The organism is Sphaerisporangium flaviroseum (assembly GCF_039537005.1).
GTDB classification, from domain to species: Bacteria; Actinomycetota; Actinomycetes; order Streptosporangiales; family Streptosporangiaceae; genus Sphaerisporangium; species Sphaerisporangium flaviroseum.
This window is the reverse complement of the sequence record NZ_BAAAZR010000043.1, coordinates 187,819-205,993: the sequence shown is the minus strand read 5'-3', so window position 1 is coordinate 205,993 and position 18,175 is coordinate 187,819. Positions and strand designations below refer to the sequence as shown.

The window sequence follows — 18,175 nt, the reverse complement described above, 5'->3', positions numbered from 1 at the left end:
CTGCTTGTCAGGTGCGGCTCGCGGTATTGGACCGCAACGCGTCGAGCGCCTCGGTGACGTCCGCGATGAGATCCTCCGAGTCCTCGAGGCCGATGGCGAAGCGCACCGCCCCGGCGTCGATGCCGGAGGCCGTCAGGGCCGCCTCGTCGAGCTGGCGATGGGTCGTGGAGGCCACATGCGCGACCTTGGTGTGCGTACCGCCGATCGAGGTCGCGATCCGGGCGAGCCGTACGGTGTCGGCCAGCATGACCCCGGCCTCGTACCCGCCGTGCGGGGTGACGGTGACGCACGCGCCGTACCTGGTGCCCTCGGGGCCGGCGTCGAAGAGCTGGCGGGCGAGCTGGTGACCGGGGTGGTTCGTCAGGCCGGGGTAGTCGACGCGGCGCACCGCCGGGTGCTTGGCGACGGCGGCGGCGAAGACCATCGCGGTCGCGCACATGCGGCGCACGCGCAGCGGGAGCGTCTCCAGGCCCCGGCGCAGCAGGAAGGCCTCGTCCGGCGCGAGGGTCCCTCCGGTGTCGATGCGGACCTCGCGGATCTTGGAGATCAGATCGGGACGGCCGACCACGGCACCGCCGGTGCAGTCGTCGTGCCCGCCGATGTACTTGGTCGCGGAGTGGATGACCAGGTCGGCGCCGTGCTCCAGCGGACGGCACACCACGGGGGTGGCGAAGGTCGAGTCGACCACCAGGAGCGCGCCCGCGTCGCGCGCGATGCGGTAGAGCCCTCGGATGTCGGCGACCGCCATCGTGGGGTTGGTCAGCGTCTCCGCGTAGACGAGCTTGGTCGAGGACCTGAGGGTGGCGTGGACCCGGCGCAGGTCGGAGTAGTCCACGAAGTCGACGGACACGCCGAAGCGCGACAGCACGTTGGCCAGCAGGGAGTAGGTGCCGCCGTACACCGGGGCGGGCGCGACGACGTGGGAACCGGCCCGCAGGAATGTCATGAACACCGCGCTGACCGCCGCCATGCCGGACGAGAACGCCTGGCCCGAGACGTCCTCGGGAGCGGCCGCGCCCTCCAGCGAGGCGATGCCGGAGGCGAAGGCCGCGACGGTGGGGTTGTCGATCCGGCTGTAGGCGAACCCGGGCGCGCGGTCGCCGAGCACGTCGGCGTACTCGGCGGAGCTGTCGAAACTCCAGGCCGCGCTCCGCCACACGGGCAGGCCGATGGGCAGCTGGCGGGGGACCGGCGCGGGGGGCAGATGGACCGCCCGGGAGTTCTCACCGAGCCTCCTGCGCATACGTCGGGAGGGTGTCACACGCCGTACCGTTCGGGCTTGGGAGTACGGGACATCAGCATCACCGCGGCCTCTCTGGGGGTCATTCCGTCGTGGACCACGCCCACCACCACCTCGGTGATCGGCATTTCCACATCGTGCTTCCTCGCCAGGTCGAGAACCGACTCGCAGGACTTGACCCCTTCCGCCGTCTGCCTGGTCGCGGCGATGGTCTCGGCCAGGGTCATGCCCCGGCCAAGATTCTCACCGAAAGTGCGGTTCCTCGACAATGGGGAGGTGCAGGTCGCGACCAGATCTCCCATGCCCGCGAGACCGGCGAACGTGTGGGGGTCGGCCCCGAGCGCCGCGCCCAGCCGGGAGATCTCGGCGAGACCGCGGGTCATGAGCGTGGCCCTGACGTTGTCGCCGAGGCCCATGCCCGCGGCCACGCCCACCGCGAGGGCGATGACGTTCTTCACCGCGCCGCCGAGCTCGACCCCGACCACGTCGGAGTTGGTGTAGGCGCGGAACCACGGCAGGTGGCACGCCTCCTGCAGGCGCCCGGTGACCTTGTCGTCGACGCTCGCGACCACCGTCGCGGCCGGTTCGCGCCGGATCAGCTCTCCGACGAGGTTCGGGCCGGAGACGACGGCGACCCGCTCGGCCGGGACATCTGCGACGTCGCAGATGACCTCGCTCATGCGCTTGGAGGTGCGCAGCTCGATGCCCTTCATCAGGCTGACGAGCACCGCGTGGTCGGGGATGTGCGGCTGCCAGGTGGCCAGGTTGCCGCGCAGGGTCTGGGACGGGACGGCCAGGACCACGAAGTCGGCGTCCTCCATCGCCTCGGCCGCGTCCGTGGTGGCGCGCAGCGAGGGGGGAAGCCGCACTCCGGGCAGGTATTCGGGGTTCTCGTGCCGCTGTTCGACGGCCTCCACCACCTCGGCGCGCCTTCCCCACAGCGTCGTCGAGGTGCCCGCCTCCGCCAAGATCATCGCGAAGGTGGTCCCCCAGGAACCGGTTCCGAAAACGACGGCCTTGGTCATCTACTCACCGTACGCTCACTCCGCGATGTGAAGTCGTTCTGGACGGTCACCATCGGACGCCGGCCCGATGCCGGTGCTCGTCACCCGGCGCGGGCCTCGCCCTCGCCGAACAGAGTGTCCGGCGCCTTCTCGCCACGAAGCTCGCCCAACTGGGCGGTGATTGCGGCCATGATGTCGGCGGTCGCCTCCTTCAGCACCTGGCCCCGCATCGGAAGGCCCTCGTACTTCGAGAGGTCGACCGGCGGCCCGGCCAGCACGCGGAAGGTCTTGCGGGGGAACAGCCTCGGCCGCTTCTCACCGTACGGGAGGATCTCCTGCGCGCCCCAGTGGGCCACGGGGATGACCGGCACGCCGGTGGCCAGCGCCAGCCTGGCGACGCCCGTCTTGGCGGCCATGGGCCAGAAGTCGGGGTCGCGGGTGATCGTGCCCTCGGGGTAGAAGATCACGCACGAGCCGTCGCGGAGCGCCTGCTCGGCGTCCTTCAAGGAGCGGGCCGCGTCGGTGCTCCCGCGCTGCACCGGGATCTGCCTGCACTTCCTGACGATCGTGCCGATCACGGGGATGTTGAACACCCCGGACTTCGCCAGGTAGACGGGCCAGCGGCCGTTGTCGTAGGCGTAGTGGGCGAACAGCAGCGGATCACTCCACGACAGGTGATTGGCTGCGATGATCACGCCGCCGGTGCGAGGCACGTTGTCGCGGCCCCGCCAGTCCCTCTTGGTGAAGAGATACAGCAGCGGCTTGACGATCGCCACAACGAGGGCTTCCCAGGGGATGGGCGGACGTCCGGGGCGGCTCATTGACTCCTCCAGTCATGCCTGTGCGCCATCAGTCTCCCGGTTGGCTCCACGAGATGTCGAGGCGGGATGCTAAGGCTATGCGTCGTACGGAGCGTAGGGACTTCGGCCGGGAGACCGGCTGGACCATTGTGGTGCCGGTGAAGACCCTGGTGGCCGCCAAGACCCGCCTGGCCGCCGCGGCCGGGCCCCATCGCGCCGCGCTCGCCGTGGCCATCGCGTGCGACACGGTCGCGGCGGCCCTGGCCTGCCCGCACGTCGCGGGGGTCATCGTGGTGACGGCCGACCCCGTGCCCGCCGAGGCGCTGGCCGCGCTGGGCGCGCGCGTCGTCGCCGATCCGAACGCCGGGCTCAACGCCGCGCTGCGATCCGGCGGCGCGGAGGCGGCCCTGCTGGCGCCGGCCGGCCCGATCGGCGCCCTGCAGGCCGACCTGCCCGCCCTGCGGCCGGAGGAGCTGAGCGTCGTGCTGTCCTGCGCCGCCGACTTCGACCAGTCCTTCGTGCCGGACGCGGCCGAGATCGGCACGACCTTCTACGGGGTACGTCCCGGCGTGGTGTTCGCCCCGCGCTTCGGGGGCGAGTCCCGGGCCAGGCACCTCGGCGGCGGCGCGAAGGAGGTGGCGCCGGACGGCATCCCCTCGGTACGCCGTGACGTCGACACGCCCTCTGATCTGGAGGAGGCGGTCGCCCTCGGCGTCGGACCGCACACCGCCGCCGTGGTGAGGAAGCTGAAGGAGTCCTCCACGTGGAGGACTCCTTCTTGATCCCTCTAGGACCCGCGGGCGCCGGCGCGGCTCGGCGCGCACCCGGCGCCGGATCGGCTCAGTGAGCTCCCGCCGCCTCACCCTCACGTGCGTGCTTGGGCAGCAGGAAGGCCGCGAGGAAGGTCAGCAGCAGCATGGCCTCCACGACCCACAAGATGGTCTTCATCGCGTGCCCGAAGCCCTCCTTGCCCGACTGCGTCCCGGCCGTGGCCACCGCCTTCTGGATGGCGACCCCCGACTCGGGCGAGGTCGCCGCGGCCCGTGCGTCGGCCTCCAGCCGCGTGCAGGACGCGGGCACCTCCGCCGGGTCCTTGGCGACCGCGCGGTCGTGGACGCAGGCGCGCATCCCGGTGACGATCTGGTCCTGTGGCGCTCCGGTCACCTGCACGGCGGCGAGGTCGGAGCGCAGTTTCGGCGTGACGTCGTCCGCGGCCGTGGCCACGCCGCCGCCGAGCAGCCCGAAGAAGACGGTGCCGAGCAGTGCGACGCCGAAGGCGCTGCCCAGTTGCTGGACCGCGGTGAGCGTGCCGGACGCCGAGCCGGTCTCGTGGTCCTCGACACCGGCCAGGATGATGTCGAAGAACGGCGCCATGAGCAGGCCCATGCCGACACCCGTCAGCAGCAGCGCGGGGACCAGTTGCCACGGGGTCACGCCGATGCCCGCGAGGTTCAGCGTGACCAGGATGGCCAGCGTGCCCACGCCCATGAGGATCGTGCCGCCGTGGAGGAGCTTCCTGCCGTACTTCTGCAGGGGCTGGGCGATGCCGAAGCCGAGGACCATGCCGAGCGACCACGGCGCCATCGACAGACCCGCCTTCAGGGTCGAGTAGCCGAGGCCGATCTGGGTGTAGAGGTTGAACACCAGCGTGAAGCCGATCATCGCCGAGAAGAAGACGAGTCCCGTGATGAGGCCACCGGTGAAGGCGCGCTTCCGGAACAGGCTCGGCACGACCAGCGGGTCGCCTCCGGCCCTGTTCTTGCGCGACTCGAACCAGCCGAAGATCGCGAAGACCACGACGGAGGCGCCCATCATGAGGAACGACCAGAGCGGCCAGTCGTGCTCCCGGCCCTGGACCAGCGGGAAGATGATCAACAGGCCCGCCAGCGAGGCCAGGAGCACGCCGACGAAGTCGAGTTTCAGCGGATGCGGTGAGCGCGACTCGGGCAGGTAACGCAGCCCGGCGAACACGGCGGCGAGGCCCAGGGGCAGGTTGATCAGGAAGATCATGCGCCAGCCGGTGCCGAAGTAGTCGGCGTCGATCAGCCAGCCGGCCAGGATCGGGCCGCCCACCGAGGACAGGCCCATGACGGGGCCGAACATGCCGAACGCCGCCTGCATCTCCTTGGGCGGGAACATCTCCTTGATCATACCGAGGCCCTGCGGGAGCATGACCGCGCCGAACAGGCCCTGGACGACCCGCGCGGCGACCAGCAGCTCGGGGCCCTGGGCGAGGGCGCACAGCAGCGAGCCCACGGTGAAGCCGGCGGCGCCGATGAGGAACATCCTCTTGCGGCCGAAGATGTCGCCCAGCCGGCCACCCGTGATCAGCCCGACGGCCATGGAAAGGGTGTAGGCCGCGCCGAGCCACTGGATGGTGGCGGCGCTGCCGCCGAGTTCCACGCGGATCGTGGGCGAGGCGATGTTGGTCACCACGGCGTCGAGCAGGTCCATCACCTCGGCGGCGAGGATGATGAACAGGGCCACCCAGCGCCAGCGGTATGGGGGCGCCTCCTGCCCGGTTCCCAGTGGGGCGGTGCCGGTCGTCGTCATGCGGACTCCTCAGTGCCGGGCGTCGTCTTCGCCCTTAGAACAGTGTTCACCATTTGCGAGCTGTGTTCTACCATTGAACGGTGTTCGCCATCAAGTGCGGCGTTCTCAAGATATGTCGCGTCTAAGGAGGAGGCAAGATATATCGCGAATTAGAATGGTGTTCTAGTTCTACGAACGCCGTTCATCGGGCAACTAGACTCCGTGAGAAGCCATCACCACGGACGACAGGGCGGTGACGCATGAGCGAACCAGGTCAGGCCGACCCAGCCGTACCGTCGCCCCCATGGGAGCGGTCACGGAAGCGGGTGGCCCCGGTTCGCGTGCCGCTCACCCGCGAGCGCATCATCGACGCCGCGTACACCGTGCTCGACCGCGAGGGATACGAGAGGCTGAGCATGCGCCAGGTCGCGGGCGAGCTCGGCGTGGCGGTCTCGGCGCTGTACGCCCACGTGTCGAGCAAGGACGAGCTCCTCGAGCACATGTACACCCGGCTGTTCGACGGCCACAGCCTGCCCGATCCCGACCCCGAGCACTGGCAGGAGCAGATCAAGGACTTCGCACGCGAGGGCCGGGCCCGGCTCCTGCGGCACCGCGATATGGCCCGCATCTCCATGGCCCACGTCCCCTTCACCCCCGAGTTGCTCCCGCACGTCGAGCGCCTTCTCGCGATCTTCCGCGCCGGCGGCCTGCCCGACGCGGTCGCGGCGGCCGCGGGCGACATGATGTCCACGTTCATGGAGGGATTCACCTTCGAGGAGAGCATGTGGGAGGAGCGCCGCCGCAACACCGAGGCGGCGTCCTGGAAGGAGATGCGCAGCACCATCAAGGGCTACTTCGACACGCTCCCGCCTGAGCGGTTCCCCAACCTGATCGCGCTCTCCGGGATGATTTTCGACGACGACAACGACGCCAGGTTCGAGCTCGGCATCGAGATCATCCTGCGTGGGCTCGCCTCCTACATCGAGCCGCGGACCCAGCCGTAGACATGAGCCCTTGATGCCATCGAGGGGCGTTCGTCCGCTGCGATCAGGAGAAGCCGCCAAGCCCCGAGCCCCGAAGAGGGGCCAAACGATCTGCGGGGTTATAAGCTGACCGGCGTGCAGGCCACGGTGCGGATCTTCGACTCGGAAACCCGCTCGGGATCGGTGCTCCTCGACAACGGCACCGAGCTCCCGTTCGGTGCCGATGCCTTCGACGCGGGACCCCTGCGGCTGCTGCGTGTCGGGCAGCGAGTGAACATCCGGGTCGAGGACGACACCATCACCGTGATCACCCTCTCGACGTTCCCGCTGCCGGAGTAGCCGTCCGGGCGACCCCTTCCCCCGCACGCCGCCTCACAGGAACCGCCATGGCCCGGCATACCGTCTCACCGGCCCGGGCACGGCGACGCCCGGAACCCCTGGATGGGTTTCCGGGCGTTGCGAGTGAGCCGATGAGGCGTCACTTCTTCTTGGAGGCCTTCTTCCCCGCCGCGTTGACCTGGTCCTTGAAGTCGGCGCCGGGTCGGAACTTGGGCCCCCAGCTTTCGGAGACCTTGATGGGCTCCCCGGTTGAAGGGTTCCTGGCCTGGCGGGCCGGCTTGTGCGCCATCTCGAACGCGCCGAAGCCCGTGATCGAAACCTTCTCCCCGCTCGAGACAGCGTGCTGGATGGCCTCGATTATGGCGTTCACGGCCTCGGTGGCCGTCTTCCTGTCGCCGACCCGATCTGCGATCGCGTCCACGAGTTCTCGCTTGTTCATCTAGGTTTGCTCCCCCTGTTACCGCTGTCTGAGGATGAGCGTGGCGGGCGTCGCCCGATCCCGTCTCACCCGGTGTGCCCAAGCGCGGGGTTTCGGCACGCACCCACCAGTCAACGGTCAGAAACCCCTTACCCGCTTGAAATTAAAGGACACACGGCCAGGACTCAATCACATTCCGCGTTGTTTCGCCTACGCGGCGTGTCGAATTCCGCTGACAGATCGGCCAGAAAGGCGTCCAGACGGGTGCAGGCATGATCGACATCACGCTTCGCGAGGTCACAAATCACGACGAACCTCCTCGCGAACCGCTCTCTCTCCGCAGGCGACATACGCGCGGCGGCGACGCGACGGTAAGCGTCGCGCAACCGCCGCGCCAGCTCGTCCTCAGGGCTCGGGGCGGGGGTCAAACGGTCGTCGGCAGCCATGGCTGCCGACCATTCTCGTACGTGGCGACGTCTTCGGCATGACGCAAGGTCAGTCCGATGTCGTCGAGTCCTTCGAGAAGCCGCCAGCGGGTGTAGTCGTCGATCTCGAAGCCGGCCGACTCGCCGGCCCAGCGTACCTGGCGTCCGACCAGGTCGACGGTCACCTCGAGCGCCGGATCGGCCTCGACGGCGGCCTGCAGCGCCTCCACCGACTCCGCCGGAAGGACGACCGGAAGCAGGCCCATCTTGGTGGAGTTGTTACGGAAGATGTCGCCGAACCGGGCCGCGATCACGGCGCGGAAGCCGTACTGCTGGAGTGCCCAGACGGCGTGCTCGCGCGAGGAGCCGGTGCCGAAGTCGGGCCCTGCGACGAGGATCGAGGCGCCCTCGTACGCGGGGTCGTTCAGGACGAACTCCGGGTCCTCGCGCCAGGCCGCGAAGAGCCCCTTCTCGAACCCGGTGCGGCTGACCTGCTTGAGCCACACGGCGGGGATGATCTGGTCGGTGTCCACGTTGCTGCGGCGCAGCGGCACGGCACGGCCGGTGTGCGTGGTGAAGGCGTCCATGGTTCCAAAGCTCCTTACAGGTCGGCGGGCGCGGTGAGGCGGCCGGTGACGGCGGAGGCGGCGGCGACCGCCGGCGACACCAGGTGGGTGCGCCCGCCCTTGCCCTGGCGGCCCTCGAAGTTGCGGTTGGAGGTGGACGCGCTGCGCTCGCCCGGGGCGAGGGTGTCGGGGTTCATGCCCAGGCACATGGAGCAGCCGGCCTCGCGCCATTCGGCGCCCGAGGCTTTGAACACCTCGTGCAGGCCCTCGGCCTCCGCCTCGGCCTTGACCTGCATCGAGCCCGGCACGATCAGGGTGCGCGCCGTGACCGTACGGCCGCGCAGCACATCGGCGACGGCGCGCAGGTCCTCAAGGCGGCCGTTGGTGCAGGAGCCGACGAAGACGGTGTCGACCTGGATGTCGCTGAGCCGGGTGCCGGCGGTGAGGCCCATGTAGTCGAGCGCCCGCCGGGCGGCGGCCGGGTCGGAGGTCTCCTCGGGGGCGGGGATGGCGTCGCGGAGCGGCGCTCCCTGGCCGGGGTTGGTGCCCCACGTCACGAACGGCGACAGCGTCGAGGCGTCGATCTCGACGACCGTGTCGAAGGCGGCGTCGTCGTCGGTCCTGAGCGACTTCCAGTACGAGACGGCGTCGTCCCAGGCCTGTCCGGTGGGCGCGTGCAGGCGGCCCCGGAGGTACTCGAAGGTCGTCTCGTCTGGGGCGATCATGCCCGCCCGGGCGCCCGCCTCGATGGACATGTTGCAGACGGTCATCCGCCCCTCCATCGAGAGATTGCGGATGGCCTGGCCCCGGTACTCCACGATGTGGCCCTGGCCGCCGCCGGTGCCGATCTGGGCGATGATGGCGAGGATCAGGTCCTTGGCGGTGACGCCGAACGGCAGCTCGCCGGACACCTCGATGGCCATCGTCTTCGGCCGGTAGGCCGGGAGGGTCTGGGTGGCCAGCACGTGCTCCACCTCGGAGGTGCCGATGCCGAAGGCGAGGGCACCGAAGGCACCGTGGGTGGAGGTGTGGGAGTCGCCGCAGACGACGGTCATGCCCGGCTGCGTCAGGCCGAACTGCGGGCCGATGATGTGCACCACGCCCTGGCCGGCGTCGCCCATCGGGTGGAGGCGGATGCCGAACTCGGCGGCGTTCTTGCGAAGGGTCTCCACCTGCGCCTTGGACACGGGGTCGGCGATCGGGCCGAGCACCGTGGGGACGTTGTGGTCCTCGGTGGCGATGGTGAGATCGGGCCGGCGCACCTTCCGCCCCGCCAGGCGCAGGCCGTCGAACGCCTGCGGGCTGGTCACCTCGTGGATGAGGTGGAGATCGATGTAGAGCAGGTCGGGCTCGCCGTCGGCACGACGGACGACGTGCTGCTCCCATACTTTCTCAGCCAGTGTGCGACCCATGTCGTGAACGCCTCCTTGCGTTTCATCCCTGGGAACGTCTCATATGATAAGACGGGCATTTCGGGATATGGACAGCCTACCCATCCCTCCCGTGAATGCCAGTTGCATCTCGGATAGCGAGACGGCAGTATCGGGGTATGGACAACTCTAGCGGAGTCGGCGTACTCGACAAGGCCGTTCTCGTGCTCAACGCCCTTGAGGCGGGCCCCGCTTCCCTGGCACAGCTCGTCCAGGCGACAGGACTGGCACGCCCCACCGCTCACCGGCTGGCCGTCGCGCTTGAGCACCACCGCATCGTGTCCCGTGACACCCAGGGCCGTTTCATCCTGGGCCCCAGGTTGTCCGAGTTGTCCACGGCGGCGGGCGAGGACCGCCTGCTCGCCGTCGCGTCCCCCGTGCTGACCCAGCTTCGCGACCTGACCGGCGAGAGCGCACAGCTCTACCGCAGACAGGGCGACGAGCGCGTGTGCGTCGCCGCCGCCGAGCGCGCGAGCGGGTTGCGCGACACGGTCCCGGTCGGCAGCTCGCTGCCCATGACCGCCGGGTCCGCCGCGCAGATCCTGCTGGCCTGGGAGGAGCCCGACCGCCTGCACCGCGGCCTGCGCGGCGCCAAGTTCACCGCCGCCACCCTCGCCAGCGTCCGCAGGCGCAGCTGGGCCCACAGCGTCGGCGAGCGCGAGCAGGGCGTCGCCAGCGTCTCCGCCCCCATCCGCGGCGTGGGCGGCAAGGTCATCGCCGCCGTCTCGGTCTCCGGGCCCATCGAGCGCCTCACCCGCACTCCCGGCCGCATGCACGCCGCCCCCGTCGTGGCCGCCGCCGAGCGCATCACCGAGGCCATGCGCCGGGCCAACTGAACCGCCCTCGGTCCCCATCACCTCTGATCAGCCCCCTCTAGAGGGGACTCCGCATCCGGTTCCGTCCGTCATGGCGGAGTAATCGTTGTGCCAACTGGAGTCCACTGAATCCACCAATCGGACATGTCCTCACCGATTGGTCATGGAAGCCGTGCTAACTGATTAGAGACGGCCGCCGCCAAGCACTAGCCTGGCGGGGTGACAGATCGCATCGAGGCAGCGGCAACGGAGCTGCGTCCCCTCCTTCAAGAGTTCATTCTCTGGGCACCAGACAACGCACCGGACAGTGATCCCGACCTGGTGGGACCCGCCGCACTCTGGCACCGCCTGATCGCTCGTGACGACGTCCACCTGTGGAAGCGTGACGACCTGCGTCCGGTCCTGGTCGAACGCATGCCACAGGTCGTGGAGGATCCCGACACCGCGGCCGACGCCATGATCCCGGCCGTGCGCTCCTATCTCACCTTCCTCTCCGAGACCGGCCGCCTGGCGAAGGGATCCGACAGCCTCGACGACCTGCTCGACGAGCTCGACGCGGTGGAGGACGACTTCATCGAGGCGATGGAGGAGGTCCTCGGCGAGCGCGACTGGGACGAGGAGGAAGAGGACCTCGACGAGGAGGAGGTGGAAGGCCTCGGTGACTTCGAGCCCTTCGCCGACGAGCTCGCCGATCTGCCGACCATCCGCCTGCGTCCCGACGCCGAGCTCGCCACCGCCGCCCGTACGGTGCCGTTGATCTTCAAGGCCCGTGACCTGGCCGTCTGGGTGGGCAAGTCCCGCAAGGTCGGCGAGGACACCCTGCTGAGCGACGAGGAGATCCGCCAGGCGCTGGGGGTCGTCGATCTTCCCGAGCCCGGCGAGGAGCCGCTCGCCCACGCCGTGCCCGCGCTGTGGAACCTCTGGAACCTCGCCGTCGATCTGGAGTTCCTGACGCCCGACGGCGAGGACACCGTCAGCGTCGACGAGGACACCGCCGCCTGGCCGTTCGAGAACGACGAGGATGTCCTCGACGCCTGGATGCTGGGCCTTCACTCCGTCGACTACGGCGACCCTGAGCTCGACGACGACGACCTGACCCTGGCCCTCTCCGGCCTGACCCGGGCCCTGCTGATCCGGCTGCTGATCGCGGGCGGCGAGCGCCGCGTCGACGACCTGCGCGAGGAGCTGGCCGAGGCCGCCGCCGAGTTCGACGACCTGGGCGCGACCGCCTGGGCCGAGGCGGACGACCCCCTGGCCTCCGTCCTCGAATGGCTCACCGGCTACGGCATGATCACCGTGTCGGACGAGCAGGTGCGCCTCACGCCGCTCGGTACAGAAGGCGTGGTCCACCTGCTCGACGACGACGACATCGAGGTGGACGCGCGTCCCGCGATCGACGCGATGACCGCGCTCGACCTGCTGTCGTTCAGCGCCGACCTGCCCGAGGAGGAGGCGGACGCCGAGTTCGCCGCCTGGATGCTGCTGCGCGAGCCCGCCAGAGCCGCCGAGGAGCTGCTGGAGGCCGCCGCGGAGGACGAGGCGGACGCGCTCATCCGGGTGCAGGCCGCCAGCCTGGTCGGCACGCTCGGGCCCGTCGCGGTTCCCGCCTGGCAGGAGGCCCTCGATGAGCCGTCGCTGCGCCCGTACGCCGCGACGCATCTCGCCCAGCTCGGCGTCGAGGACGCACCGGAGCCGAGCCAGAGCGACACCCACTGGCTGATCCTCGACATGTGGACGATCTCGGCGGGCCTCGGCAGGCCCGAGTTCGTCAGCAGCCTGCACGACATCGGCCCCGCGCCGGTGCTGAGCAGCCTGCTCGACGTGATCTGGAAGGTCCCGCACCCGCACGTCGAGGAGCTGCTGGAGGCCATCGGCGAGGCCCACCCCGACAAGCAGGTGGCCAAGGCCGCCAAACGGGCCCTCTTCAAGGCCCGCTCCGGGGCCGGTCACCGGGAGTAACCGCACGTCCGGCCGGCGCGGGACGGGTGAAGCGCCATCGACGGCGAGGCACCCGTCCGGCCTCGGCGGCGATCCCTACCGCTATGCCCGCCGATCCTTACCGGCGTGTCCGAGGTCCTCACCGGGTCCCCACGTCCTCACCGGGTCCCCACGTCCTCACCGGCTCTCCACGTCCTCACCGGGTCCCCAGGTCCTCACCGGCTCTCCACGTCCTCACCGGCGTGTCCGAATTGCTCACCGGCGTGTCCAAGGTCCTTACCAACGCGTCCGGATGCCGGCTGGAATGGATGGCGGCGGGAGCATGCGAAAACCCCCGGAAGCAGCGCTTCCGAGGGTTCCCGATCTGTAGCCCCGACCGGATTCGAACCGGCGCTACCGCCTTGAGAGGGCGGCGTCCTAGGCCACTAGACGACGGAGCCAGGGTTCACATGACCTGGGTCTTGTTGCGGCAGTGTGGTAGTCCCGACCGGATTCGAACCGGCGTTACCGCCTTGAGAGGGCGGCGTCCTAGGCCACTAGACGACGGGACCTTGCCACTGCCTGCCGGATCGAGTGAGAACCGACGGAGGCGCCCCTGCGGACGCCTCGGCAACGGGCGTAACTCTACCGCACCCTTGAGAGCACGGCCAAACCGGTTCTGCGACGCCCTGGCCCGCACACCCCCGTCCCGCCTGACCGAGAAGCCCGCGGCGGTAGGCCTCGGCGACGGCGGAGGCCCGGTCGCGGACGTCGAGCTTGGCATGGACGCGGATCAGGTGGGTCTTGATGCCGGCCTCGCTGATGAACAGCCGGGAGGCCGCCTCCCGGTTGGTCACGCCCTCGGCGACGAGTTCGAGCACCTGCACCTCGCGAGGGCTCAACGCTCCGGCGCTACAGGACCGCATGATCAGGGAGGCGGACGCGCTGACGCCGGACAACCGTTTCGACGTCCGAACGGTGCGGACGAGCCACGCACCGACGCTTTCGGGCCGGCGGGAGATCGTGAAGATCCTGCACGGCCTCGCGCCCTGACCAGGGCGGGGCTTGCGCCCGCGGCCCCGCGCCCCGCGCCCCGGAAAACGAAAACGCCTATGCCTTCTCGAAGGCATAGGCGTTGTGCAGGAAACCTGCTGGGGTACCAGGACTCGAACCTAGACTAGCTGAACCAGAATCAGCCGGGCTGCCAATTACCCCATACCCCATTGCTCGCGGCCTGCTTGCTGCCAGGCTCGCTCGCGACTCCGAAAGAATAGCCCAGCTTGGGGGCCAAGACCAAAACGATTGCCGAAGCGGCGGATCGCCCCTGGTGAGTCCCGCTCCGGTCCGGTGGATCGGCACTCGGAGTGCCGGGGACAGGCTCGGTGTGTAACGCTGCAAGGAAGAACCTTTGCCACGTGAGGAGCCCGCGCGTTGTCCGAGAACCCGTTCTTCGCCCCGAGTGCCCTGCCCTACCAGCTGCCGCCGTTCGCGGAGATCCGCGAGGAGCACTATGTGCCCGCCTTCGAACGCGGCATGGCCGAGCAGCTGGCGGAGGTCGAGGCCATCGCCGGCAGCGCCGATCCACCCACCTTCGACAACACCGTGGCGGCACTGGAGCGGTCGGGGCAGATCCTGAACCGCGTCTCCGTGGTGTTCTTCAACCAGGCCTCCTCGGATACCAACCCGGGCTTTCAGGAGATCCAAAAGGCCATCACCCCGAAGCTCGCCCAGCACGGGGACGCCATCTTCCTGAACAGGCGGCTCTTCTCCCGCATCCAGGCGATCTCCCCCGGGGAGCTGGAGCCCGAGCATAGGTGGTTGCTGGAGCGCTACGTCACCGACTTCGTCCGGGCCGGCGCCGAGCTGGGGCCGGAGGAGCAGGAACGGCTCAAGAGCCTCAACGAGGAGCTGTCCACCCTCTCGACACGGTTCGAGCAGAACCTGCTGGCCGACACCAACGCCTCGGCCATCGTGGTGGAGGACGTGGCCGAGCTCGACGGGCTGTCGGAGGATTCGATCAGGGCCGCGGCCGAGACCGCCAAGTCGCGCGGGCTCGAGGGCAAGTACGTCATCACGCTGGTGCTGCCCAGCGGGCAGCCGGTGCTGACCGAGCTCACCAACCGCGACCTGCGCGAGCGCATCCACCGCGCGTCCGTCAGCAGGGGTCTCGCGACCAATTCGGAGGTGGTGGTCCGCATCGCGAAGCTCAGGGCCGAGCGGGCGGCGCTTCTCGGGTACGGCAGCCACGCCGAGTACGTCGTCGCGGACCAGACCGCGCCCGGCACGCGGGCCGTCACCGAGATGCTCGGCAAGCTGACCCCGGCCGCCGTGGCCAACGCCCACCGGGAGGCCGACGAGCTGCGCGAGACGGCCGGCTTCGACATCGCCGCCTGGGACTGGTCCTACTACGCCGAGAAGGTGCGCGAGGCCCGGTTCGCGATCGACAGCCGGCAGATGCGGCCGTACTTCGAGCTGAACCGCGTCCTGCGTGACGGCGTGTTCCACGCGGCGCAGAAGCTGTACGGGGTCGGCTTCACCGAGCGTACGGACCTGCGGGGATACCACCCCGAAGTGCGGGTCTTCGAGGTCTCGGACGAGGACGGCTCGCCCCTCGGCCTGTTCCTCGGCGACTTCTACGCCAGGGCGTCCAAGCGGGGCGGGGCCTGGATGAACAGCCTGGTCAAGCAGTCGGCCCTCGAGGGCACCCGGCCGGTGGTGGTCAACAACCTCAACATCGTCAAGCCGCCCCCCGGTGAGCCGACGTTGATGACCTTCGACCAGGTCAACACGATGTTCCACGAGTTCGGGCACGCGCTGCACGGGCTGTTCTCGGCGGTCCGGTTCCCGCGCTTCTCCGGCACGGCGGTGCCGCGTGACTTCGTCGAGTACCCCTCCCAGGTCAACGAGATGTGGGCCGTATGGCCGGAGGTGCTGGCCAACTACGCCCGGCACCATGAGACCGGCGAGCCCATGCCGCAGCACCTGGTCGACCGGATGCTGGAGGCCCAGAAGTTCAACCAGGGCTTCGGGACGGTGGAGTACCTCGCGGCGACGCTGCTCGACTGGGCATGGCACACCATTGACGAGGAGCCCGGCGATCCCGAGGAGTTCGAGAGGCGGGCGCTGCGGAACGCCAACGTGGACCTGCCGCTGGTGCCCCCGCGCTACCGCAGCACGTACTTCGCGCACATCTGGGCGGGCGGGTACAGCGCGGGCTACTACTCCTACATCTGGAGCGAGGTGCTGGACGCCGACACCGTGGAGTGGTTCAAGGAGAACGGCGGGCTCACCCGGGAGAACGGCGACACCTTCCGCCGCGAGTTGCTCTCCAAGGGCGGCAGCGTGGAAGCGATGACCGCCTTCCGTAACTTCCGCGGCCGCGACCCGCGCATCGAGCCCCTCCTGGAGCGCCGCGGACTCCTGTAGACATCCCAGGGCGCGCCCGGGAGATGAACCGAGTCCTTGTGCAGTTCTCGTCGCCCCCCGAACTTTTCCCGGCGGTGGCTCGTCTCACCGGTCATGATTAAGCGGATTCTTTCCCTCGTCGCCGTCGTCACGGCCTTGGGTGCCTTGGCGCCCGCCACGGCACAGGCGTCAGCCGGGCAGGTGCTCAAGCTGCGTAAGGGGCTGACGCTCACCCTGCCGTACGCGTGGAAGGTGCACGGCAAGGGCGACTTCATCTACGTGGTCGCCGGTAAGTGCAAGAAGCTCCATGAGCCCGGCTGCCACCAATTCTCGATCTATGGCCCGAAGGGCATCGCCATAGGGAATGAACTGTTCAATCCCTACACGGGCGAGTCGCCCTACTACCCTGCCACCGACGTGCAGCCGTGCCCGCTCAACGCGAAGTGGAGCTACGGTGGCGGTGTCAAGCTCCTCAAGTCCGGCTATCGCGAGATCGGCAAGGGGCACAAGGCGCAGTACCGCGCCTGGCAGATCAAGTGCGTCGCGAACTACTCGTCCAAGGTGAGGGCAACCTTTATCCAGCGTGAGTGGCTGCTGCCGAAGTCCAAGATCCTTATCGTCGACAAGTTCAGCACTGCCGGCCTGTCCAAGGTGCTCACGAACGCGGTCTGGCGCTGACCGATCCGCTGATCGGCGGCGCTCAGGTACCTCAAGCCGAACCCGGCCTCGTCCAACGGCCATGCCGCCAAGCCCGCCATCGCGTCCTTCATCCGGCCCGTAGGTTGTGGATGAACCGGTACCGCCGCCCGTCACCACCGCGATCGCCACGGTGGACATCTAGCTCACACCTCCAGAATGCCTTCTGGGCGCGCCCCGTCGGGGCCAGGCGGCCGGGCGCGCCCTCGCGGCTCCGTGCTCAGGAGGGCGTCGCCTGGCTCCGGAGGCGCGCCAGAGCGTTACGCAGGCGGTCGACGGCCTTCTCGCGGCCCAGTACCTCGATCGACTCGAACAGAGGCAACCCCACCGTGCGGCCGGTGATCGCGACGCGGACCGGGGCCTGGGCCTTGCCGAGCTTCAGACCGTGATCGAGGCCGACCTCCTCCAGAGCGGTCTTCAGCGACTCGGGGTCGAAGGAGACGGTCTCCAGCCGCGCGAGATAGCCGGTCAGAATCTGCTCGGCTCCTGGCTTCATCGCCTTGTCCCAGCTCGCCTGGTCGAAGACCGGCTCGTCCAGGAAGAGGAAGTCGACGTTGGCGGTGATCTCGGACAGCACGGCGATGCGCGTCTGCGCCAGCGGAGCGACCTTCTCGAACGCCTCCCGGCCCCAGCTCGGGTCGAGCCAGGGCTCGCAGCGCCTGATGAAGACCTCGACCGGCAGCGCCCGGATGTACTCCCCGTTGAACGCCCGCAGCTTCTTCTCGTCGAAGAACGCCGGGGACGGGTTCACGTCGGAGAGCCGGAACAGCGGGACCATCTCGGACCAGGGCATGATCTCGCGATCGTCGCCCGGGCCCCAGCCGAGCATCATGAGGTAGTTGACCATCGCCTCGGGGAGGTACCCCTCCTCGCGGTAGGACTCCAGCGCCACCTTGTCCCGGCGCTTGGAGAGCTTCTGCCGCTTCTCGTTGACGATGACGGGCAGGTGCGCCCACGTGGGCGGGGTGACGCCGAGCGCCTCCCAGAGGAGCTGCTGCTTGGGGGTGTTCGACAGGTGCTCCTCGCCGCGGACCACCAGGGTGATGCGCATCTCGATGTCGTCGACCACGTTGGCCAGGACGAACAGCGGGGAGCCGTCGCCACGGGCGATGACGAAGTCCTCGATGGCCTGGTTCGGGAACTCCACCCGGCCGCGCACCAGGTCGTCGACCACGGTCACGCCCTCGTCGGGCGTGCGGAAGCGCACCGCCCCCTCGGTGAGCCCGCGATCGCGGCAGAACCCGTCGTACCCCTGGTGCTCCGAGCCCGTGCGCGCCTTCACGTCGTCACGGGTGCACGTGCAGTGGTACGCCTTGCCGTCCGCGAGCAGCTTCGCCGCCGCGGCGCGGTGCTGCTCCTCGTACGCGGACTGGAAGTAGGGACCCTCGAAGTACGGCGAGTCGCCGGTGATGCCGATCCAGGCGAGGGCCGAGATGATGCCCTCGGTCCACTCGGGCCGGTTGCGCGCGGCGTCGGTGTCCTCCACGCGCAGGACGAACCTGCCGCCCGACTGCTCGGCCAGCGCCCAGTTGAACAGCGCGGAGCGGGCGCCGCCCACGTGGAACATGCCGGTCGGGGAGGGCGCGAAGCGCACCCGCAGCGTGG

Annotated in this window: 18 protein-coding genes and 3 tRNA genes; 8 read left to right on the top strand and 13 right to left on the bottom strand. The window is 69.3% G+C overall.

What is annotated here, in order from left to right; all coding sequences use genetic code 11:
- Positions 1-7: 7 nt before the first annotated feature.
- The 3 genes from ABD810_RS35765 to ABD810_RS35755 form a co-directional block, all read right to left on the bottom strand.
- Positions 8-1,243, bottom strand: coding sequence for a trans-sulfuration enzyme family protein (locus ABD810_RS35765; RefSeq protein WP_344951680.1), 1,236 nt, complete (start codon positions 1,241-1,243; stop codon positions 8-10).
- A 14-nt stretch (positions 1,244-1,257) separates the two neighbouring features.
- Positions 1,258-2,265 carry an NAD(P)H-dependent glycerol-3-phosphate dehydrogenase gene (locus ABD810_RS35760; protein WP_344951401.1) on the bottom strand — a complete coding sequence of 336 codons (1,008 nt, stop codon included), beginning with the start codon at positions 2,263-2,265 and terminating at the stop codon, positions 1,258-1,260.
- Positions 2,266-2,345: 80 nt separating this feature from the next.
- Entirely contained in the window at positions 2,346-3,065 is a 720-nt protein-coding gene (locus ABD810_RS35755; protein ID WP_344951398.1) for a lysophospholipid acyltransferase family protein, read from the bottom strand.
- A gap of 77 nt (positions 3,066-3,142) precedes the next feature.
- On the opposite strand from ABD810_RS35755, the gene cofC reads away from it, so the two are divergent.
- Entirely contained in the window at positions 3,143-3,826 is a 684-nt protein-coding gene (gene cofC / locus ABD810_RS35750; RefSeq protein ID WP_344951395.1) for a 2-phospho-L-lactate guanylyltransferase, read from the top strand.
- A 58-nt stretch (positions 3,827-3,884) separates the two neighbouring features.
- Here cofC and ABD810_RS35745 read toward each other — a convergent pair whose 3' ends face one another.
- A complete protein-coding gene (locus ABD810_RS35745) occupies positions 3,885-5,597 on the bottom strand; it encodes an MFS transporter (protein WP_344951392.1) in 1,713 nt (570 codons plus the stop codon).
- Between the two features lie 239 nt (positions 5,598-5,836).
- On the opposite strand from ABD810_RS35745, the gene ABD810_RS35740 reads away from it, so the two are divergent.
- Both ABD810_RS35740 and ABD810_RS35735 read left to right on the top strand, forming a co-directional pair.
- A complete protein-coding gene (locus tag ABD810_RS35740; RefSeq protein ID WP_344951389.1) occupies positions 5,837-6,580 on the top strand; it encodes a TetR/AcrR family transcriptional regulator in 744 nt (247 codons plus the stop codon).
- A 114-nt stretch (positions 6,581-6,694) separates the two neighbouring features.
- Positions 6,695-6,898: a hypothetical protein gene (locus tag ABD810_RS35735; RefSeq protein ID WP_344951386.1), complete on the top strand. Its 204-nt coding sequence runs from the start codon at positions 6,695-6,697 to the stop codon at positions 6,896-6,898.
- A 139-nt stretch (positions 6,899-7,037) separates the two neighbouring features.
- Here the strand turns inward: ABD810_RS35735 and ABD810_RS35730 are convergent, their stop codons facing one another.
- The 4 genes from ABD810_RS35730 to leuC all read right to left on the bottom strand — a co-directional run bounded on the left by ABD810_RS35730 (position 7,038) and on the right by leuC (position 9,719).
- Positions 7,038-7,337, bottom strand: a complete 300-nt coding sequence (locus ABD810_RS35730; RefSeq protein WP_344951383.1) for an HU family DNA-binding protein — start codon at positions 7,335-7,337, stop codon at positions 7,038-7,040.
- Between the two features lie 164 nt (positions 7,338-7,501).
- Complete coding sequence (locus tag ABD810_RS35725; RefSeq protein WP_344951381.1) at positions 7,502-7,762, bottom strand: SCO5555 family protein; 261 nt, start codon at positions 7,760-7,762, stop codon at positions 7,502-7,504.
- A complete protein-coding gene (leuD, locus tag ABD810_RS35720; protein WP_344951379.1) occupies positions 7,741-8,328 on the bottom strand; it encodes a 3-isopropylmalate dehydratase small subunit in 588 nt (195 codons plus the stop codon). Before leuD ends, ABD810_RS35725 begins: the two co-directional genes overlap by 22 nt.
- Positions 8,329-8,342: 14 nt before the next feature.
- The gene (gene leuC, locus ABD810_RS35715; protein ID WP_344951376.1) at positions 8,343-9,719 is read right to left on the bottom strand and encodes a 3-isopropylmalate dehydratase large subunit; all 1,377 of its coding nucleotides are present in this window, start codon (positions 9,717-9,719) and stop codon (positions 8,343-8,345) included.
- A gap of 137 nt (positions 9,720-9,856) precedes the next feature.
- Between leuC and ABD810_RS35710 the strand changes: the two genes are divergently transcribed.
- Together ABD810_RS35710 and ABD810_RS35705 are read left to right on the top strand one after the other, a co-directional pair.
- On the top strand, positions 9,857-10,573 hold the full coding sequence (locus ABD810_RS35710) for an IclR family transcriptional regulator (protein ID WP_344951374.1): 717 nt from the start codon (positions 9,857-9,859) through the stop codon (positions 10,571-10,573).
- Positions 10,574-10,873: 300 nt separating this feature from the next.
- On the top strand, positions 10,874-12,511 hold the full coding sequence (locus ABD810_RS35705) for a hypothetical protein (protein WP_344951371.1): 1,638 nt from the start codon (positions 10,874-10,876) through the stop codon (positions 12,509-12,511).
- Positions 12,512-12,857: 346 nt separating this feature from the next.
- Here ABD810_RS35705 and ABD810_RS35700 read toward each other — a convergent pair.
- The 3 genes from ABD810_RS35700 to ABD810_RS41190 form a co-directional block, all read right to left on the bottom strand.
- Positions 12,858-12,930 (bottom strand) — tRNA-Glu (locus ABD810_RS35700).
- A gap of 35 nt (positions 12,931-12,965) precedes the next feature.
- Positions 12,966-13,041: transfer RNA gene (locus ABD810_RS35695), tRNA-Glu, on the bottom strand.
- Positions 13,027-13,395, bottom strand: a complete 369-nt coding sequence (locus tag ABD810_RS41190) for a helix-turn-helix domain-containing protein (protein ID WP_425567018.1) — start codon at positions 13,393-13,395, stop codon at positions 13,027-13,029. The genes ABD810_RS35695 and ABD810_RS41190 overlap by 15 nt, the downstream gene beginning before the upstream one ends.
- Between ABD810_RS41190 and ABD810_RS41185 the strand changes: the two genes are divergently transcribed.
- Positions 13,277-13,522, top strand: a complete 246-nt coding sequence (locus tag ABD810_RS41185; RefSeq protein WP_425567023.1) for a hypothetical protein — start codon at positions 13,277-13,279, stop codon at positions 13,520-13,522. The two genes, ABD810_RS41190 and ABD810_RS41185, sit on opposite strands and share 119 nt — an antisense overlap.
- 98 nt (positions 13,523-13,620) lie before the next feature.
- Here ABD810_RS41185 and ABD810_RS35685 read toward each other — a convergent pair.
- Positions 13,621-13,692, bottom strand: a tRNA-Gln gene (locus tag ABD810_RS35685).
- 208 nt (positions 13,693-13,900) lie between these two features.
- On the opposite strand from ABD810_RS35685, the gene ABD810_RS35680 reads away from it, so the two are divergent.
- Both ABD810_RS35680 and ABD810_RS35675 read left to right on the top strand, forming a co-directional pair.
- On the top strand, positions 13,901-15,895 hold the full coding sequence (locus tag ABD810_RS35680) for a M3 family metallopeptidase (protein ID WP_344951368.1): 1,995 nt from the start codon (positions 13,901-13,903) through the stop codon (positions 15,893-15,895).
- A 93-nt stretch (positions 15,896-15,988) separates the two neighbouring features.
- Complete coding sequence (locus ABD810_RS35675) at positions 15,989-16,552, top strand: hypothetical protein (RefSeq protein ID WP_344951365.1); 564 nt, start codon at positions 15,989-15,991, stop codon at positions 16,550-16,552.
- Positions 16,553-16,790: 238 nt separating this feature from the next.
- On the opposite strand, the gene gltX is transcribed toward ABD810_RS35675, so the two are convergent.
- A complete protein-coding gene (gltX, locus tag ABD810_RS35670) occupies positions 16,791-18,137 on the bottom strand; it encodes a glutamate--tRNA ligase (RefSeq protein WP_425567017.1) in 1,347 nt (448 codons plus the stop codon).
- Positions 18,138-18,175: the final 38 nt, after the last annotated feature.

Coding starts and splice junctions, on each gene's coding strand:
- ABD810_RS35765 (WP_344951680.1), bottom strand. CDS start 1,243: ATGCGCAGGAGGCTCGGTGAGAACTCCCGGGCGGTCCATCTGCCCCCC.
- ABD810_RS35760 (WP_344951401.1), bottom strand. CDS start 2,265: ATGACCAAGGCCGTCGTTTTCGGAACCGGTTCCTGGGGGACCACCTTC.
- ABD810_RS35755 (WP_344951398.1), bottom strand. CDS start 3,065: ATGAGCCGCCCCGGACGTCCGCCCATCCCCTGGGAAGCCCTCGTTGTG.
- cofC (WP_344951395.1), top strand. CDS start 3,143: ATGCGTCGTACGGAGCGTAGGGACTTCGGCCGGGAGACCGGCTGGACC.
- ABD810_RS35745 (WP_344951392.1), bottom strand. CDS start 5,597: ATGACGACGACCGGCACCGCCCCACTGGGAACCGGGCAGGAGGCGCCC.
- ABD810_RS35740 (WP_344951389.1), top strand. CDS start 5,837: ATGAGCGAACCAGGTCAGGCCGACCCAGCCGTACCGTCGCCCCCATGG.
- ABD810_RS35730 (WP_344951383.1), bottom strand. CDS start 7,337: ATGAACAAGCGAGAACTCGTGGACGCGATCGCAGATCGGGTCGGCGAC.
- ABD810_RS35725 (WP_344951381.1), bottom strand. CDS start 7,762: ATGGCTGCCGACGACCGTTTGACCCCCGCCCCGAGCCCTGAGGACGAG.
- leuD (WP_344951379.1), bottom strand. CDS start 8,328: ATGGACGCCTTCACCACGCACACCGGCCGTGCCGTGCCGCTGCGCCGC.
- leuC (WP_344951376.1), bottom strand. CDS start 9,719: ATGGGTCGCACACTGGCTGAGAAAGTATGGGAGCAGCACGTCGTCCGT.
- ABD810_RS35710 (WP_344951374.1), top strand. CDS start 9,857: ATGGACAACTCTAGCGGAGTCGGCGTACTCGACAAGGCCGTTCTCGTG.
- ABD810_RS41185 (WP_425567023.1), top strand. CDS start 13,277: ATGCCGGCCTCGCTGATGAACAGCCGGGAGGCCGCCTCCCGGTTGGTC.
- ABD810_RS41190 (WP_425567018.1), bottom strand. CDS start 13,395: ATGCGGTCCTGTAGCGCCGGAGCGTTGAGCCCTCGCGAGGTGCAGGTG.
- ABD810_RS35675 (WP_344951365.1), top strand. CDS start 15,989: ATGATTAAGCGGATTCTTTCCCTCGTCGCCGTCGTCACGGCCTTGGGT.
- gltX (WP_425567017.1), bottom strand. CDS start 18,137: ATGTTCCACGTGGGCGGCGCCCGCTCCGCGCTGTTCAACTGGGCGCTG.